This window comes from Oscillospiraceae bacterium (genome assembly GCA_015065085.1).
In the GTDB taxonomy this organism is placed as follows: Bacteria; Bacillota; Clostridia; order Oscillospirales; family SIG627; genus SIG627.
Genome location: SVQW01000001.1, coordinates 246,796 through 265,197, shown reverse-complemented (window position 1 = coordinate 265,197; position 18,402 = coordinate 246,796). Strand labels below are relative to the sequence as shown.

16 protein-coding genes are annotated in these 18,402 nt (G+C 43.4%); 6 read left to right on the top strand and 10 right to left on the bottom strand.

The window, feature by feature from the left end; genetic code table 11:
- Positions 1 to 4 precede the first annotated feature (4 nt).
- The 10 genes from tsaB to E7588_01185 form a co-directional block, all read right to left on the bottom strand.
- Positions 5 to 685, bottom strand: coding sequence for a tRNA (adenosine(37)-N6)-threonylcarbamoyltransferase complex dimerization subunit type 1 TsaB (gene tsaB / locus E7588_01230; GenBank protein ID MBE6687881.1), 681 nt, complete (start codon positions 683 to 685; stop codon positions 5 to 7).
- Complete coding sequence (gene tsaE, locus E7588_01225) at positions 682 to 1,110, bottom strand: tRNA (adenosine(37)-N6)-threonylcarbamoyltransferase complex ATPase subunit type 1 TsaE (GenBank protein MBE6687880.1); 429 nt, start codon at positions 1,108 to 1,110, stop codon at positions 682 to 684. Before tsaE ends, tsaB begins: the two co-directional genes overlap by 4 nt.
- The gene (locus E7588_01220; GenBank protein MBE6687879.1) at positions 1,110 to 2,777 is read right to left on the bottom strand and encodes a formate--tetrahydrofolate ligase; all 1,668 of its coding nucleotides are present in this window, start codon (positions 2,775 to 2,777) and stop codon (positions 1,110 to 1,112) included. Before E7588_01220 ends, tsaE begins: the two co-directional genes overlap by 1 nt.
- A gap of 101 nt (positions 2,778 to 2,878) precedes the next feature.
- Entirely contained in the window at positions 2,879 to 3,574 is a 696-nt protein-coding gene (gene sfsA / locus E7588_01215; GenBank protein ID MBE6687878.1) for a DNA/RNA nuclease SfsA, read from the bottom strand.
- Positions 3,575 to 3,577: 3 nt separating this feature from the next.
- Positions 3,578 to 4,561: an ABC transporter permease gene (locus tag E7588_01210; GenBank protein ID MBE6687877.1), complete on the bottom strand. Its 984-nt coding sequence runs from the start codon at positions 4,559 to 4,561 to the stop codon at positions 3,578 to 3,580.
- The gene (locus E7588_01205) at positions 4,558 to 5,673 is read right to left on the bottom strand and encodes an ABC transporter permease (protein ID MBE6687876.1); all 1,116 of its coding nucleotides are present in this window, start codon (positions 5,671 to 5,673) and stop codon (positions 4,558 to 4,560) included. Before E7588_01205 ends, E7588_01210 begins: the two co-directional genes overlap by 4 nt.
- Positions 5,666 to 7,195, bottom strand: coding sequence for an ABC transporter ATP-binding protein (locus tag E7588_01200; GenBank protein MBE6687875.1), 1,530 nt, complete (start codon positions 7,193 to 7,195; stop codon positions 5,666 to 5,668). The genes E7588_01205 and E7588_01200 overlap by 8 nt, the downstream gene beginning before the upstream one ends.
- A 24-nt stretch (positions 7,196 to 7,219) precedes the next feature.
- Positions 7,220 to 8,458, bottom strand: coding sequence for a BMP family ABC transporter substrate-binding protein (locus E7588_01195; GenBank protein MBE6687874.1), 1,239 nt, complete (start codon positions 8,456 to 8,458; stop codon positions 7,220 to 7,222).
- 56 nt (positions 8,459 to 8,514) lie between these two features.
- Positions 8,515 to 9,084 (bottom strand): xanthine phosphoribosyltransferase, encoded by a 570-nt coding sequence (locus tag E7588_01190; GenBank protein ID MBE6687873.1) that lies wholly within the window; start codon positions 9,082 to 9,084, stop codon positions 8,515 to 8,517.
- A 130-nt stretch (positions 9,085 to 9,214) separates the two neighbouring features.
- Entirely contained in the window at positions 9,215 to 10,423 is a 1,209-nt protein-coding gene (locus tag E7588_01185; GenBank protein ID MBE6687872.1) for a DNA polymerase IV, read from the bottom strand.
- 138 nt (positions 10,424 to 10,561) lie between these two features.
- Between E7588_01185 and E7588_01180 the strand changes: the two genes are divergently transcribed.
- The 6 genes from E7588_01180 to E7588_01155 all read left to right on the top strand — a co-directional run bounded on the left by E7588_01180 (position 10,562) and on the right by E7588_01155 (position 18,374).
- Positions 10,562 to 11,644, top strand: coding sequence for an ATP-grasp domain-containing protein (locus E7588_01180; GenBank protein ID MBE6687871.1), 1,083 nt, complete (start codon positions 10,562 to 10,564; stop codon positions 11,642 to 11,644).
- Between the two features lie 14 nt (positions 11,645 to 11,658).
- Positions 11,659 to 12,438, top strand: a complete 780-nt coding sequence (locus tag E7588_01175; GenBank protein ID MBE6687870.1) for a hypothetical protein — start codon at positions 11,659 to 11,661, stop codon at positions 12,436 to 12,438.
- Between the two features lie 2 nt (positions 12,439 to 12,440).
- A complete protein-coding gene (locus E7588_01170; GenBank protein ID MBE6687869.1) occupies positions 12,441 to 13,661 on the top strand; it encodes a hypothetical protein in 1,221 nt (406 codons plus the stop codon).
- A 155-nt stretch (positions 13,662 to 13,816) separates the two neighbouring features.
- Positions 13,817 to 14,077 (top strand): IreB family regulatory phosphoprotein, encoded by a 261-nt coding sequence (locus tag E7588_01165; protein ID MBE6687868.1) that lies wholly within the window; start codon positions 13,817 to 13,819, stop codon positions 14,075 to 14,077.
- A 13-nt stretch (positions 14,078 to 14,090) separates the two neighbouring features.
- Positions 14,091 to 14,375, top strand: coding sequence for a hypothetical protein (locus tag E7588_01160; GenBank protein MBE6687867.1), 285 nt, complete (start codon positions 14,091 to 14,093; stop codon positions 14,373 to 14,375).
- Between the two features lie 159 nt (positions 14,376 to 14,534).
- Positions 14,535 to 18,374 carry an S-layer homology domain-containing protein gene (locus E7588_01155; GenBank protein MBE6687866.1) on the top strand — a complete coding sequence of 1,280 codons (3,840 nt, stop codon included), beginning with the start codon at positions 14,535 to 14,537 and terminating at the stop codon, positions 18,372 to 18,374.
- Positions 18,375 to 18,402: the final 28 nt, after the last annotated feature.

Below are 18,402 nucleotides of genomic sequence, written 5' to 3'. Positions count from 1 at the left end.
CCTTTTATCCTTTATATTCCCGTTCCGCCTGAGGTTTTCTCAGATAAACGGGGGAAAGTTCATACGAGGAAACAGTTTCCCCGTTTTTATACTTTTCGTATCCGCAAATCCCAACCGAAGCAGCATTCTGCAAAAGTGATGTCGGATTTGCAAGTCTCACTCCCGGCAATCGGTTATTAAGCCAGGTGTAAAGTTTTACGGCACCGTCTCCGCAAAGAATTACTTCACCGTAATTTTTAAGTTCGCTTTCGAGTTCTTCCGCAGTCACTGCTCTATCTTCGCACAAACGCGTCATATCCGAGTCAAACAGCGCATTATAATATTCATTGCGCCGTGCATCCATAACAGGACACACTATGGCATTACTGTTTTTGTTAAGAAACGCCATAGCTTCGAGAGCGCTCACTGAAACGCAAGGAATATTTCCGGCAAATGCAAGTCCTTTTATGGTGGCAATTCCGATACGCACACCGGTAAAAGAACCGGGGCCGGCGCTCACGCAAAACAACTCAACGTCATCGATGGTGTAGCCCGACTGCGTCAACACGGCATCAATCATGGGCAACAACTTTTCGGAATGAGTAAGCTTATTATTCACATTAAAATCAGCTATTATTCCGTTTTCATTCACAAGAGCCGCCGTTGCCGTAACAGCGGTGGTATCAATAGCAAGTACTAACATCAAAAACCTACCGTTTCAAGAATTATCACTCTTTTATCCGCGCAATCGTCGGATTTATTGATTACGACCTTCAAATATATGTCCGGCAAAGCATACTCAATGTTTTCGCTCCATTCGGTAAGGATAATATTCTTTCCGTCATCGTAATCAAAAAAGCCTATGGAATACAAATCATCCTCGTTTGTAATGCGATACATATCAAAATGATATATGTTTCCGTACACATTTACAAGATTGTAGGTAGGACTCATAACAACAGCATTTTTATCATGGAAAGATGTAAAACCGCGTACAAACGCAGTTTTGCCTGCTCCCAATCCGCCATACAGCGCCACAAAGGTTATACTATTCTCGCTGACAAATCGTGCTGTTTCAAATCCAGTCTTTTCCGTGTCCTCAACACAGTTGCAAACAATTTCTTTTTTCATCAGAACAAGCCTTTTATAACGCCATTTTCGTCAATATCTATAATTTCCGCACTAGGCACCTTGGGAAGACCGGGCATGGTCATTATTTTACCTGTTATTGCCACTACAAATCCCGCTCCAGCCGAAAGCGTTATTTCTCGTACGCTAAGTGTAAAGCCGGTGGGACGTCCGAGAAGTGTCTGATCGTCGGAAAGTGAATACTGGGTCTTTGCCATGCAGACAGGCAGATTGCCTTTACCCATCTCGGTGATGTTTTTGATTTCACGTTCAGCTGCCGCCTCATAAATCACATTGCTTGCACCGTATATTTCTTTTGCAATTGTGGAAATTTTATCCTTAATTGAAAGCTCATCGTCATAAAGCACTTTGAAATCACTGGGCTTATTTGCCGCTTTGATAATTTTTTCAGCAAGCTCAACAGCACCGTCTCCGCCCTCGGCGAAGCCTTTGGAAAGACCGAATTCAACGCCTTTGGCTTCGCACATATCCTTTATGACCTGAAGCTCAGCTTCGGTATCGGTGTAGAAGTGATTTATGGCAACAACAATATTTACACCGAATTTTTTAAGATTATCGATATGTGCCTCAAGGTTCACAACACCTTTTTTGAGTGCTTCGACGTTTTCTTTGGAAGTATCTTCTTTCTTGACACCACCGTTATATTTCAGTGCACGTGCAGTAGCTACAAGCACAACGACAGAGGGCTTCAATCCGCCCTTACGGCATTTTATATCAAAGAACTTTTCGGCACCCAAGTCTGCACCAAAACCTGCTTCGGTGATGGTATAATCACAAAGCTTAAGAGCAAGCTTTGTAGCTCTTATAGAATTACATCCGTGGGCAATATTCGCAAAAGGTCCGCCGTGAATAATGCAGGGAGTGTTTTCCAATGTCTGAACAAGATTGGGCTTTATAGCATCTTTGAGAAGCACGGTCATCGCACCGTTAACCTTAAGATCACGGCAGTAAACAGGCTTGGAATCATATGTGTAGCCGACAAGTATATTACCAAGCTTCTCTTTAAGGTCGCTAAGGTCTTCCGCAAGGCAAAGTATTGCCATAACCTCGCTGGCGACGGTTATTTTGAATCCGTCCTCGCGTACAACACCATCGGTACGTGCACCGAGTCCCACAACAATGTTTCTGAGAGCACGGTCGTTCATATCCACAACGCGCTTCATTATAACTCTTTTAGGATCAATATTGAGCGCATTACCTTGGAAAATGTGATTGTCGATCGCCGCGCAAAGAAGGTTATTTGCGCTTGTGATTGCATGAAAATCGCCCGTAAAATGAAGATTTATATCCTCCATGGGGACCACCTGACTGTATCCGCCGCCTGCTGCACCACCCTTAATGCCGAAAACCGGTCCAAGGGAAGGCTCACGGAGCGCAATTATAGAATTAACACCCAGTTTTCCAAAAGCCTGACCGATAGCAATAGATGTGGTGGTTTTACCCTCGCCCGCAGGTGTAGGGTTAATTGCGGTAACAAGTATAAGTTTACCATCCTCTTTATCCTTAAGGCGGTTAATACAATCATCTGAAATCTTTGCTTTATATTTTCCGTAATACTCAAGCTCATCCTCAAGTATCCCAACCTTTTCCGCAACCTTACCTATTGGAAGCATTTTAGCTTCGAGAGCTATTTCTACATCGCTTTTCATCGCAAGTACCTCGCTTTCGTAATTATAAAACCTTTAGTACAATTATATCATATTACAAAATATTTTTCAATAGCCAATTCAATTTTGAGAAATTAATTCTATCAAAGTTCAACGGGTATCTCACTCGAAAGTCTAATGCTGTCGGGAGTAACATCACAATCATATGCAATTACTTTAACACCATGTTCCACAGCATTTCTTAATGCGGTTCCGAATGCTTTGTGTGTAATATCGTTCGTGGTGAACGTATTTACGCCTTTCATCTGTATAACAAACAAAATCAAACCCATATATCCTTCAGACACACAATTGACAAGTTCATTAATATGCTTCACACCACGCTCGGTTGGAGCATCGGGAAACATGGCAGTACCGTCGGATTCAAGAGTTACACCCTTCACTTCAAGAAACGCACGCTTTTCGCCATCTTCAATATAAAAATCGAAACGTGAAGAATTATAGGTCACTTCACGTCGTATTTGTGCGCACTCCGAGAACATTCCGCACTCTTTCAACCATTCAGCTACTGCATCGTTGGGAACCTGTGAGTCCATATTGATAAGAAGCGGAGGTAAATTTCTCCGCTTCTTATACACTGCGATAAGATCATATTTTGTTTTTCTGCCGGGGTTATCCGAAGCAAATAGAACGACATCCGAGCCGGGCAACAACAATTCCTTGCAACGACCTGTGTTTTTTACATGAACATGTTCTCTTTTTCCGGCTATATCCACAACAGCAATAAAACGGTTAGGGCGATTTACAAATACACCTTTTACCACTTTGTTATACGTCACAGCTCAGCGCTCCTCGCGATAATAATTGATACCGCAGGCAGTCGGCTGGTTTCCCTCGCGTTTTTTGGACACAGAAGCAAACACAAGGACAAGCGCCGTGATAATGAAAGGAAGCATTTTATAAAATGCCGTGGGAACATTGCTGAGAAATGAAAGTACCGAAAATTCATTGGCAAAGTCGTTTGCGCGAATCTGCAGTTCAGTAAACATACCAAACACAAGTGATCCAAATATAGCCTTTGCGGGAGACCAGGAAGCAAATATAACCAAAGCAACCGCTATCCAGCCCTGTCCGTTTACACAGCCATTATTCCACACGCCACCGCCGTTGATGAGAGAAACATATGCGCCGCCAAGGCCGCAGATACCGCCGCCAAGCATAATGTTGGCATATTTTATAAGTGTAACATTAAGTCCCGAGGCGTCTGCCGCAGCAGGATTCTCACCTACACTTCTGGTCTGAAGGCCAAATTTTGTGTATTTAAGATATATCCAACATACAACAGCCACTCCGACAGCCAAATAAACAAGTATATTGTGAGAGAACAAAAGCTTGCCAACATACGGGATATCACTGAGGTATGGTATTCTGATTTCAGTAAGGGCCGAAAGCAATTCCTCAGAAAGTTTAGGGTTGCCGCCCTGCGTGTTTTTAATCATCATTTCGCCGAAAAATACGGAGAAACCGCCACCGAAAATAGTCAAAGTAAGACCGGTCACATTCTGATTTGCCTGCAAAGTAACAGTCAGGAACGCAAACACGAATGCCGCGGCGACACCCGTCAGAAAAGCCGCCAGCAGTGCCATAACAAGACTGCCGGTTTTAAAGCCTGCGTAAAAACCAACAAAAGCACCCATGTACATCATGCCCTCAACGCCCAGGTTAAGGCTTCCCGACTTTTGAGTGATTATTTCACCGGTGGTACCGTAAAGAAAAGGTACGCCTGCTTTTATTGCGGCAAAGAGAAAATTAATTATTGTATTCATACCTGTTCCTCCCCACCGTTATTGTTTGAAGAAGATTTCTTTTTTTCAGGCAGATTGAAAGTAATCTTATACCTCATAAAGAAATCAAATCCGAGTATAACAAAAAGTATAAGTCCCTGTACAATGTCAGCAACAGACGCAGACAGCTTAAATTTACTTTCCGCAACACCGCAACCTTTTTCAAGCGTCGCGAACAAGATAGAAACTACCGTTATACCGATAGGATTGAGTTTTGCAAGCCACGCAACAATTATCGCCGTAAAACCTACGCCATTGGCGATACCTGTGCTGAGGGTGTAGCTCGTTCCCTCGCCTGCCACCTTAAGCATACCGCCGATACCGCTTATTGCGGCACTGATAAACATAGTACGCATAACCACACTGCCAACATTAATTCCTGCATATCTTGCTGTATTCTGGCTGTCGCCCACAACCGATATCTCATAGCCATGCTTAGTGTAGCGCAGATAAACATAAACCGCTACAATCAGCACCAGCGCCAGCATCCAGCTTACGTCTATCTTACCAATGCGGTCGACTCTTGCCGCAACAGGAAGTTGCTTTATGTTACTAAATCCTTTAAGCTCGGGATCGCGCCAGGGGCCGTCACTAAGCCACTGAACAAGGTACAGGGCAATATAGTTGAGCATAAGCGTCATAAGGGTTTCGTTTGTACCGAATTTGCATTTGAGGAACGCGGGAATGAGTCCGAAGATACCTCCTCCCACGACTCCCGCAAGAAACATGACAAGCATCAGAAGCCAATGGTTCCACACATTTCCAAACTGAAGCCCTACCCAGCAGGCACACACGGCACCCATTATAAACTGACCCTCTGCGCCTATGTTCCAGAACTTCATTTTGAATGCCACAGAAACACCCAGAGAAGCGATAAGAAGCGGAATAAGCTCACGTACAAAGCCTCTGAAGGACATATATTTTCCGAAAGCACCCTGTATTACAGCCACATAATAGTTAAACGGATTCTGGCCCAATACAAATATGAGAAGTCCGCCAACCGCCACTGCACACACAATTGCAATCATATACCACAGGAGTGCCTGTGTTTTGGTAAGGTCGGGGCGCTTTGAAAGATGAAGCAGATTATTCATTTTCCGTGCCCTCCTTTACCGAATTGGTCATAAGTAATCCGATTTGTTCCTTAGTAGCGGTTTTGGCATCAACTATGCCGGTTATCTCGCCGTGACAAAGCACCATTATACGGTCGCAAAGCTCCAGCATTACATCAAGGTCTTCGCCGATAAATAAAACTCCGGCTCCCTTTTTTTTCTGGTCATTGAGTGCGTTATAAACGGTGTAAGATGAATTTATGTCAAGTCCGCGCACGGGATACGCCGTGATTATAACATTGGGTTCTGCCTCTATTTCACGTCCCAAAAGAACCTTTTGAACATTTCCGCCCGAAAGACGGGAAACAGGGGTCACAATATCAGGAGCGGAAATATCATACTGTCCAATCACACGCTTAGCCTGAGCCGATGCCGTTTTCCTGTCTACAAAAGGTCCCTTGGCAGAACGGTAATTCTTGAGCATCATATTATCACGTATTCCCATTGAAGCAGAAAGACCCATTCCGAGTCTGTCCTCCGGAATAAAGCTCATGCTTATTCCGAGTTTTATGATTTCACGGGGTGTTTTCTGGACTATGTTTTCTTTTTCGTAAAGAATTGCGCCCTTTTTGACTTTCTGAAGTCCTGCTATCGCCTCACACAATTCCTTCTGTCCGCTTCCGGCGACACCGGCGACACCCAGTATCTCTCCGCGGTACAGCTCAAAGGATATATCATTTATGGCATTTATCTTTTCCTCGTTTTCTACCACCAGATGATGTACGGAAAACAGGGATTTATTTTCAATCTCAACCTCAGGTCTGTCTATGGAAAGCTCCACCGCATGTCCCACCATAAGTTCGGTAAGCTTCTGTGCATCGGTTTCAGCCGTATTTACGGTAGCAACACTCTTTCCCTTGCGGAGAATGGTTACACGGTCGCTTATTTCCATAACCTCGTTAAGCTTGTGCGTAATAATAACTATCGCACATCCGCTTTTTTTCATATTGCGCAGTATATCAAACAGAACACGTGTTTCCTGAGGAGTCAATACAGCGGTAGGCTCATCCAGAATAAGTATCTTTGCTCCGTTGAACAAGACCTTTATTATCTCTACGGATTGCTTTTCGCTGACCGACATATCATAAACTTTTTTAGACAAATCAACGTTCAAGCCAAACTGCTTGACTGATTCAGTTACGGTTTTAACACGTTTTTTTGTCAGAAATAAATTATCTTTATTACTGCCCAACAGTACATTATCAACGCCGCTGAACAGTTCTATCAGCTTAAAATGCTGATGTATCATGCCTATTCCGAGTTTTTTTGAGTCTTCGGGTGAATTGATATGAGCCTTTTGCCCATTGACAAAAATAGAACCGCCGTCGGGCTGATAAATTCCCGAAAGCATGTTCATCAATGTAGTCTTTCCCGACCCGTTTTCGCCAAGGAGGGCGAGAATCTCGCCCTCCCTGACTGACAGGTCTACCTCGTCGTTGGCAACTACGTTACCGAAAACTTTTCGTATACCTTTTAATTCAATAGCCGTATTTGTCTTTTCCATGGCGACCTGCCTTTTCAAAACTAATTATTTCTTTTCTACGTTTGCGTAGTACCAGTTGATAGCGCCGGTGATAGTAGCATCGTCAAGGCAAGCGCCGCCTGCTGCAACGATTTCGTTACCTGCGTTGTCAACGAGAGCTTCGTCGATTACAGTTGCATTGCCTTCAGCATCAAAGGAAAGCTGTTTGCCATCGAATACTGCGAAGCTGCCGTCAACGATAGCCTGTCTTGCGGAAGCTATGTACTTATCAGTGCCTTCTGCGCAGTTCTCGGACAGAGGAGAAATATCAACAAAGTTGATGTCCAGACCGCCGAAGAAGTTGCCGAATTCTTTCCATGTGCCGTTCATAGCTGCTTCGGTAGCTGCAGTGTAGTATACACCCCAGTTCCAAATGGGAGCAGTAAGGTGAGCCTTGGGAGCGTCCTTAGACATGTCTGTGTTATAGCCGCAGCCCCAAACACCTGCCGCTTCAGCTGCAAGCTGAGGAGCAGTGGTATCGCAGTGCTGACCGATAACATCACAACCCAGGTCGAGAAGAGCCTGAGCAGCATTTGCTTCGAGAGTGGGGTCAAACCAAGAGCCGGTAACCTTTACATATACCTTTGCATCGGGGTTAACCGCTGCAACACCCTTAGCGAAAGCGTCAAGACCGCCGGTAACCTCAGCGTTTTCTTCGCCCCATGCTGCAACGTAACCAACAAGGTTAGACTGGGTCTTGAGACCTGCAGCGATACCGGAGAGGTATCTGGGCTGGTAAATACGTCCGAAGTAGTTGTTGAAATTGGTATCATTGGATTTGTAGCCTGTACCGTGAGAGAAGATAACTTCGGGATATTCTGCTGCGAGTTCTTCCATGGTGTTCATGTAGCCCCAGCTGGTACCGAAGATAATGTTACATCCTTCTTCGATGCACTCTTCAATAGCGGTTTTGGTAGCATTTGCATCAGCATCAGCGATGTTGAGTTTACGTACGATCTGATCGTCGGTAAAGCCAAGGTTCTGCTGCATAGCAACGATACCCTGGTCATGAGCGTAGGAGTAGCCTGCGCCGTCGGAAGGATTACCGATGTGAATAACACCGACTTTGAAATCAGCCTTATCAGCAGTTTCTTCGTTGTTGGTCTCATCTGTGTTTGTTTCTGCGCCGACGTTTTCTTCGCCGGACACAGGGGTTTCGTCAACGGGTGCCTGAGTGCAGGAAACAAATGCCATTGCGAAAACCATTACGGTTGCGAGAATGAGTGCGAGTAATTTCTTGTTCATAATGTCCTCCAAAAATTTTTTTATATACAAGCGGTAATCCGCTTTTATATACTCTCCTATTCCAATACTACCTTTTCGTCATCCATTGAAATTATGCGTGCAAGCGATTCGACCCTTATACCTTTTTTTCTCATATTGTTTCCGCCGTTCTGGAACACCTTTTCTATTACTATTCCGGCGCCTGCAATATCCGCACCTGCCTGAGAACATATGTCCACCAGTCCGGCAAGCGCCATGCCTTTGGCAAGAAAGTCATCTATTATCAGCACTTTATCCTCAGGCGAAAGAAATTTTTTAGAAACGACAACGTCGTATGTAATGCCTTTTGTAAAGGACTGCACTTTTGATGTAAATAACTCACCGTCAATATTTTTGGATATGGTTTTTTTTGCAAACACAACGGGGCAATTAAAATACTGAGCCGCAATGCACGCTATGCCTATTCCGGATGCCTCTATGGTGAGTATTTTGTTTATACCTTCATCGGGAAACAATCTTCGGAATTCCTTGCCTATTTCGTTGTAAAGGCTTATATCAATGCAATGATTAAGAAAACTGTCAACCTTAAGAATACCGCCCGGCTTAACAACACCGTCTTTAAGTATCCTCTGCTTCAAAAGCTCCATTCGTCAAGAACCTCTCAAGAAAAAATTAAAACTTTTCATCATTATAACACACTTTATTTAAAAATTCAATAGAAATGATAAATATTTTTACAGCATTGCCAAAATATCGACTTTTTTCACCGCCTATCACCTAAACCCCTATATCGTTAACTATCTGTGAAGCAAAAGAAATAATACTTCTGCCATATTTCTGTCTTATTTCATCAACCGCCGCATCAACCCGTTCATGGCGACGTATTGCATCCGTCCTGTTTTGCGTGCCGAAAATATCAAGTTGTTCCCCGAAGCATGAAAAGGATAATAAGTGAGTGCAGGTAATGGTTATACTGCGTATGGGAGCATCACTTTTCCACAGGCTGTCCATAACGTACATACTCTCATCGTAAATATCTTTTTTTGAATTCAAGGCAGCGGAAAGCATTTTTTGCTTTGAAACTGTTTTGAAATTTGAATTCTTCACGGACACCTGCAATGTACGGCATCTGAGCCCGTAATGTCTGAGACGTGTGCTGACTATATCCGAAAGTGCCGCAACTCCAACACATATATCGCGGCGGTCCACAAGGTCTCTTTTGAAGGTCATGCCGTTGCCCACGGATTTCGGTTTTTCGGCAGAATACATCGACACAACAGGCGAAAAATCCAATCCGTTGGCATAATCATGTATTGTGGCTCCGTGCTTACCTAATTTGTGAATCAAAAAATCCTTAGATGTCATGGCAAGCTCTCCGATAGTGACTATTCCCATCCGTCTCAGCTCATCAGCTATATTCCCCCCTACCATAAACAGTTCCGTAACCTTAAGCGGGTGCACAAGTTCACGATAGTTTCCGCGCGTTATTTCGGTAACCGCGTCCGGCTTTTTATAATCACTTCCCAGCTTTGCAAAGACCTTGTTGAAGGAAACTCCCACCGATACCGTTATTCCGAGATTGTTACGTATACAATTTCTCAGTCGGTGTGCTATTTCGGTACCGTTTCCGAACATCAGATAACTCCCTGTCACATCCAACCAACTTTCATCTATTCCGAAGGGTTCCACCAAATCGGTAAATTCCGTATATATCTGATTTACCGCGGCAGAGTATTCAGAGTATTTATGATAGTGGGGCTCCACCAAAACAAGCTCCGGACATTTGCGTCTTGCCTGCACTATCGTTTCGGCTGTTTTTATATCGTACTTTTTAGCCAGCTGATTTTTGGCAAGAATTATTCCGTGACGGTTCTCGGCACTGCCGCAAACCGCCATGGGATAGTTCTTCAATTCGGGGCGTATTGCTTCTTCTACACTTGCAAAAAAGCTGTTACAGTCACTATGCAGAATAACTCGTTCTTCCATACTTCCTCTTTCGTAAATTCGTATTTTGTTACTATTTTTCGATATTATATCATGTTTTCGTACTTTTGTCAACAGTTTTACGAAAAAATGCATTTTAGTGATATTGACATTTAAAATATTTTATGATAAAATTTACGCATGAAAAACATTATAATTACAGATGCCAAGTACCGTTCGTCGCTCGCGGCGGTGTATTCTCTGGCGGGAAAAGAATACAATATAATATTGTGTCAGACAGACGATTACAAAAAAACACCGCTTTCTTTCAGCTCAAAATATGCAAGCAAAACCGTTTTTCTCAGTGAACGGAATTACTCCGAAGAGCTTGAAAGCTTAATACGGATGTATGACCGCCCCGTTATTATACCCATAGGCGCAAACACAACCGAGTTGTTAAGCCGGGAACGCGCAAAGTTTTCTGAAATTTGTGATTTTCTTGTTCCCTCTACTGAAGCGCTGGATGCTGCAAACGATAAAAAAACGGTGGCAGACACCGCACGCAGGCTGGGTATTCCCGTCCCCGAAGAAATAACGGAAGAGCCGGAAACCTACCCTGTAATAATAAAACCTTCCTGCGGTGAAAAATTCGGACTTCACGCCGAGGAAAGATATATACGCGCAGACAGCCGCGATGAATATATTGCGGCAATGGAAAAGATGAAAAAGTATGATCCGTCCCCCATCGTTCAGGAGTATATACAGGGCGACGCAGTAGGAGTGTGTCTTCTCATTTCTCCGAACGGGTGTACAGCAGGAACCGTTTGTCACAAGCGCATACGTGAGCTTCCTGTTACGGGAGGACCGTCAACCTGCTGTGAGACCATCAATGACGACAAGCTTTTTAACTATTCCTGTCAGCTTCTCAAGGAACTGAATTTCCAAGGCGTTGCCATGGTAGAATTCAAAAACGGACGGCTTCTTGAAATAAATCCACGTGTATGGGGCAGTTTTCCTCTCACATATCATTGCCGAAGCAATTTTACCGAAAATTGGATAAGGTGTGCAGCCGGCGAAAAATTTGAAGCACCCGAGTACAAGAAAAATGTAAAAATGAACTTTATTGTCAATGACACAGTAGCAGCTTTCAAGTATCTGTCTCACGGAAAATTTTCCAAGTTCTTCGGTGCTGTAAAAGACATTTTGAATCCGTGTGTAAAAGAAGCACTTTTCTCTTTCAATGATCCTTTACCGTTTTTTACGTACATCAAAAACCTTTTCTGAATACGGAGAAGCAAATGAAGCTAAAAATAGATTTTCATGTTCATTCGTATAAATCGTTTGATTGCTTTATGTCATATGACCAAATCATAAAAGCCGCAAAAAAACGTGGTTTGGACGGTGTATGCATATGCGATCACGCATGTACGGACATAAGCGAATCGTTGGGAAATAACAACGATGATTTTATTATAATACCTGCAGTGGAATTCACCACCGGAAAAAATCACATCATCGGGATGTTTCTTGAACACGAACCGGTTACAGTCTTCGGCGATAAGCTTGACGTTCCGATTGACGAAATAATCGCAAAAACACATCAAAGTGGCGGTATCTGTATATTGGCGCATCCTTTTCAGCGCTTGAAAAGCGGAGTGTCAGACGTATCACTCCAAACAGATAACATAATGAAAAAGACCGACGGCATGGAGGTATACAACTCCCGTGCCCCTTATAAATACCCGCGAGCAAACAAGCTTGCAGCAGAAAAAGCCGACATTCTCGGAACAGTTTGCCGTGTTGCCGGAAGCGATGCGCATCTGCCCGACGAAATCGGAAACGCATATTGCACAGTCGACACACCGTCGCGCTCGCTTTCAGATATAAAAAAAGCCGTGCTGGACGGCAAAGTTGAAATTACAGGTTCTCATTGCAAACGTACCTCTGTGACACGCAGTGAGCTTAACAAGTCCATAAAGACAGGCGGTTCGTTTGTCCGCAAACTCAAACTGTATATATCATATCCCCTGCGTTACGCCGTGGATATATTCGACTCAATCACGGGGAGGAAACTGTAATTATGTCCGCAATAATAAAAGCCGCAAAGAAAGTCAAAAAAATACTCCACCCTTCTCCCGCTTTCATAAGTTTTTCGAGAAGGATAAACTACGTAAAAACCGACAAACGCATATGTGCCATGACATTTGATGATGGTCCAATGCTGCTGCCGGCTTCCCCGGACAGCTTCTCGGGGAAACCTCTGACCGAAATACTTCTTGACACACTGGATAAATTCGGAGCAAAAGGTACATTTGATATTATCGGAACCACAAGATACAATTATCCTGACTCGGCAGGGGCGACAGGCTCTCCGTCATGGAGCGGCATTAAATACGACCATTACCCCGATTTTAATCTGGATAACCACGGCGGTGCGCTGTTTTCGCATAAACATTTGCGCCGAATGATTAAAAACGGGCACACCCTTTCCAATCACGGTTACCGACATATCATTTTCGGAAAAAAGCCGTTTGTATACGGTTCGCGTGTATATCTGAATGGCATAAACGAGGTTGTTGACGATACAGTGGCATTGAACGACTACATCTGGTATAATTTGGGATATAAAATAACTCTCGGCAGACCACCTCACTACGTCGACAAAATAAAAGGCGGCTTCACCTCTTACGATGCTTATTCATTCCTCGGTATGCAATATATGGGTGCCAGTTACGACGGCGGAGGATGGTTGCCGGAAGGTACATTGGAACATGAAATAGATGCTATGGTAAAACCCATGGCGACACTTCTCGAAAAAGATCCCGATGCATTCTGCGGTAAAATAATCTTTCAGAAAGACGGCTACAACATGGCAAAAAGAACGCCCGTTGCGTTTGCACTGGAAAAGCAGCTGGAGCTTCTTTACAAGTACGGATACACCGTTGTAGGTGTTGACAAGCTTATGGAACACTCCCGTTTTTCGGACGTTTCGCCGGAGCATCCGTTATACAGCAAATTTTGCAAGTTATCCGAAACCGTCCCTTCCGTTTTCTCTGACAACTGCATAAAGCCCCAAAAAACGATGACAAAGGGAGAATTAGCATTATTGCTTGTACCACGCACCAATAAACTTATATCCTCAAAACAAATGCAATCAGAAGCAGTGTCAAGCGTTTTCGGAAAGAAAACAAATCCGTCGGCGCCTCTTGAAGAAAGCGATATCAAGCTCGTCAAACAGTTTTTTAATGATATGCCCCGCTCCATGTTACGCGAAAATGTTATAGCTGAAATCATTATTTAATTTAGTTATTTCACCCTTTACGGCAACGATTTTAAGTACAAATTGTAAAGTTTAATGCTTTTTTTAATAAAAATTCCAAATTTCTATTGAATTATTAGTTTTTTTGATTTATAATGTTCCTTGTATAATTCAATCTGTATAGGAGGGTTCCGAGAATGGCCGACAGCAACAGAAAGACAATTACATTCGATATAAAGCAGGACCGCGAAAATGAAATACGCGAAATAATCGGGAGTGTTTATAACTCTTTGATGGAAAAGGGCTATAATCCCATCAATCAGTTGGTCGGTTATATTATGTCAGAAGACCCGACCTATATAACAAATTATAACAACGCCCGCGGTCTCATCCGCAAGTTTGAGCGCGAGGAGCTTATGAAAGTTTTATTGAAAAACTACCTTAACAACATCAAATGAGAGGAAGATATTAATGCCGGAAAACACCTGCGTTATGTATAAGAACAAGCCACTGGTACGCAATAACAATGTTATATGCTACGGCTACCCCACCGACAAGGCGGTGCTTATTCTGACCGCTTTCATGACTAGAAATTTTGAAGGTCATGAATTGTCGGACAAAATACTTGTTCAGGTCATGAGCACAGACAAATCCCTTTCCCCTACCGAGCGTCTGCTTAAGCAGACCGACAGAGCCACTCTTTCGGAGGCTTTGGAAATCGGAGCGATCTGGTTGGAGCGCGAGCTCAGCAAATAATCGAATCTCAACGGCTGACTTCATAGTCAGCCGTTGTTTTTTGTATACACTTTGCACAAATATAGCCCATTATTTTTTTCGGTCGCTCTTTGATTTTTTTCTTGACTTAAACATTCGTTTCCACTATAATATAGTGTATAAAACTACTCGGAGGTAACCATGAAAAGAGTTATTTTTATTTTTGCGGTTGTTCTTGCAATATTCATCACCGCCGTGAGCGCCAATGAACCCGTGGTTTTCACATTTAACAGCCAGGAGGATATTGATGCAAACATTCTCACCCCCCAAAATATAACCGTCGTTTTTGAGGATGGCTGTGCAAAGTTAACCAATTCTACGATCGACCCCAATTTTTATCTTCCTCTCCCTACCGAGGGTCTCGACACTAATGTGTACAAGTATGTAAAAATACGTCTTAAAGCCCCCGACTCCGCCGGTCTTACGCTGACAGGTCAGTTTTTTGTTTTGACCGATGCCGTAACTACGTTGGGTGAAGCGGGATCATTTGTCAACTACGAATTCAAACCATCGAATGATTTTATCGATGTAAATGTAAACCTGGACAGGCTCAATCTGTACAAAGGTATGCTTAAAGAACTCAGATTTGATCCGTTTGTCGGAAGTAGCGAAATACCTAACGCCTCTATTTACCTCGATTTTATTGCAATATTTGATACTGTTGCGGCAAGAGACGCTTTTGGTGGCGGAAATCTTGCACCTGCGCCCTCCGATAAGATTGAAGAATCCAATAATAAACCTGCTCCTGCTCCCATTCAAAGCGCATCTTCGGCGTATGCAGAGGGAGAGTATGTAAAAGATCCCATAGTTTTTACTTTCAACAGCGAAGACGATCTTGCAAACAACATAAACAAGCCACTGGCAATGAACGCAGTTTTTGAAAACGGTTACGCAAAAATTACAAACAAAACCTCGGATCCCAATTTCTTTCTTCCCGTAGAGTCTCTCGCACTTGACACGTCGGTATACAAGTATATGAAAATAAGGATTAAGTGTGACGAGTGGCAGGGTGAAAATATAATGGGACAAATTTTCACTGCAACGGATAAAAACACGACATTGGGTGCTCCGGGCTCGTTTTCAAACTTCACATTTGCAAGTAACGGTGATTTTACAACGGTAGAGCTTGACCTTTCTTTAATGTCTGCCTACAAAGGCACTCTTACCACACTGAGATTCGACCCTTTTGTCGGAAGTGATGATCGGCCCAATGCCACAATATACTTAGACTATATTGCGCTTTTTGACAATGAACAATCCATGAAAAATTACCCGGACCCTCTCACTGACGAACAGCTCCAAAAAATAATCGACCAAGTTGAAAGCACGAAAATTAAGGTTTCACGCTCCGAAAAGCCGGAAAACCTGGTTTATAAGTTCAGAAGCTATGCTGATTTTACTGCCTTTGCAACAGGCACCAACCAGATGAATTATGAATTTACCGAAGGCAGTATAAAAATTACCAACCTCGGAACAGATCCTTTTATAAACAGGTCCTTATTACGCGAAGAATATTTCTATGCCAACGACCTCACGGTACTCAAAGTACGCTTCAAGCCCCTTGTTGATTTAGGTGAAAACGCCACACGGCTTGCGCAATTTTTCTTTACGACCGACAATGCACAAATGGGCGAACCCGGAACGTACATAAATATTAAATTTCCCGTTAATGCTCAGTGGCAGGAACTGGTTATTGATCTTAAAAACGATATAAACAATTCAAAATGGGATGGAATAGTCACTAAAATCCGCTACGATACCGTGGTTGCGGAAACAAAAGATGAAGTTATTCCCATGCTTCTCGACTATTTCGGTCTGTTCCCCGACAAAGAAGCTGCTATGGCATATTCACCCGAAGCACTTCTTCCTGCCGAGGGTCACGATACCGTTACGATGAGCTACGGCATGCAGAATATAATTCTTCCCGCAGATACAGTTAAAGCAGGTGACACAATATCTGACTTTGCTCTTATTTCCGAAACAGCAGAAAATCCGGATAAGATAATAGGAGGCGCGGTAGTAAATTATACTTCACCCGACGGAAAAGAAGAACTTGTGGCGCTTTCTTATAATGACACAGGCGTTTCCACATACGTCGCACGACGTCCCGGTAAATATTCCCTTACCTACAATACAAAGAACTACGTTGATATCGCAGGGCACTGGGGATATCCGACTATCATGTTTGCCTCTAACCGCAAGCTGTTTGGCGGAACAAGTCCTACAGAATTTTCACCCGATCTTACCATGACCAGAGGAATGTTTATCACCGTGCTGGGAAGAATGCACGGTATTGATACTGCTTTATACAGCAACATTACCGGTTATACGGATGTAAGCGAATCGGAATATTATGCCCCGTACATTTCATGGGCTAAAGAAATGTCTCTCATGGACGGCGCAACAGATTCCGCATTTGCTCCCGAAGAGCCTATAACACGTTCTGACATGGCGCTTGTAATTTCAAATTACGTTGATAAATACGGATATGAATTTAAGTCATCCGAAAACGTTGATGAATTCAATGATATCTCTGCACTCTCCGACAATGTTAAAAAAGCAATCAAAGAGGTTCAGGCTGTCGGTATTATAAACGGCAAGGGAGAGGGCAGATTTGATCCCAATGGTGTATCCACCCGTGCAGAAGTTGCAACCGTAATGTCACGCCTCATTAAATCAATTCTCGGACTTGAATTGAATTTCTTCGAGACCTCTGAAGAGTCAATGGAATTTAAAAAGCTCGATCCCAACCGCCTTATTATCGGTGCATATGTCCCCCACCCTGCAAGCATGAATACCCTCAGTGAGCAGGAAGTAAAATACATCGCCGATGCAGAAATAGATTTCGCCATTCTGGGCTACGATAACTTCAACGCAATTCCGGTTGAAAAGCAGAAAAACGCCTTCAAGTGGTATGAGAGGTACGGAATTGAATTTGTAAACAGTGACATTAACGGTGCTATGAAATATGCCGCAGACGGCAGAACAGCCATATATGATTCCGAAAAAGCCATTAACGTATTTTACAAAGACGAAACCTCTTTTGCAGGTTTTTCACTTGCGGATGAGCCGGGATATATTCCTTTTGAAGAAATGGGAAAAAGTGTCGCTCAAATGGCACAGGATTATCCCGATAAAACAGCTTTTATCAATCTTCTCCCCATGTATGCCAACGAAAAACAGCTCATGTCAGGTGCATGGGCTGACACCATTGCATACTATGATGACGAGCCCGCTACTTATCAGAAATATCTTGACGAATATGTAAAGCATGTTCCAACTCACTACATCTGTGCAGACGTTTACCCATGCTATTCCAACAAAAAAACATACGAAGATTACGCGAGATCTCTTGAAATCATCGCTGATACCTGTCGCGCTTCGGGAAGAGATTTCTGGATAGTCAACCAATCATGCTCGTGGAGCGGCGGAATCAGAATAATTGACCTGGATGACATGTACTGGCAGACCTATACGGTTCTTTCATTCGGTGCCAAGGCGATTATGTATTACATGTTCGCGAATCGCGGCAACCACATCGGAACACCACTTGATGCAAACGGCAACAGAACGGATACGTATTACATATTGCAGAAGGTGCATCAGGAGCTGAGACGCTTCGAGGATATTTACCTGAGCTACGACAACATAGGCGCTTTCAACCACAATTCCTCACCCGAAAAAACCCCTTGGCTGGAGCTTGCAAATCCCTGCAAATTTGATACTATCACAGAAATAAAGTGCGACAGTCCGTTGCTTTTCGGTTGTTTTGATGCAAAGGACAAAACCTCTAAAGCATTCACTGTCGTAAATTACAATGACCTTGCAAAGCCTGCGGCAGCTGATGTTTCACTCAAAATCAGCGGTAATATTGTAACAGCTTACTTCGACGGCAATCCCACAATTCTCACTCCTGATGCAGATGGCTACTACAATATTCATCTTGAAAGCGGACGCGGTGTATTTGTAACCGTAAGATAAAAGTACAATTTACAAAAACAACCGATTG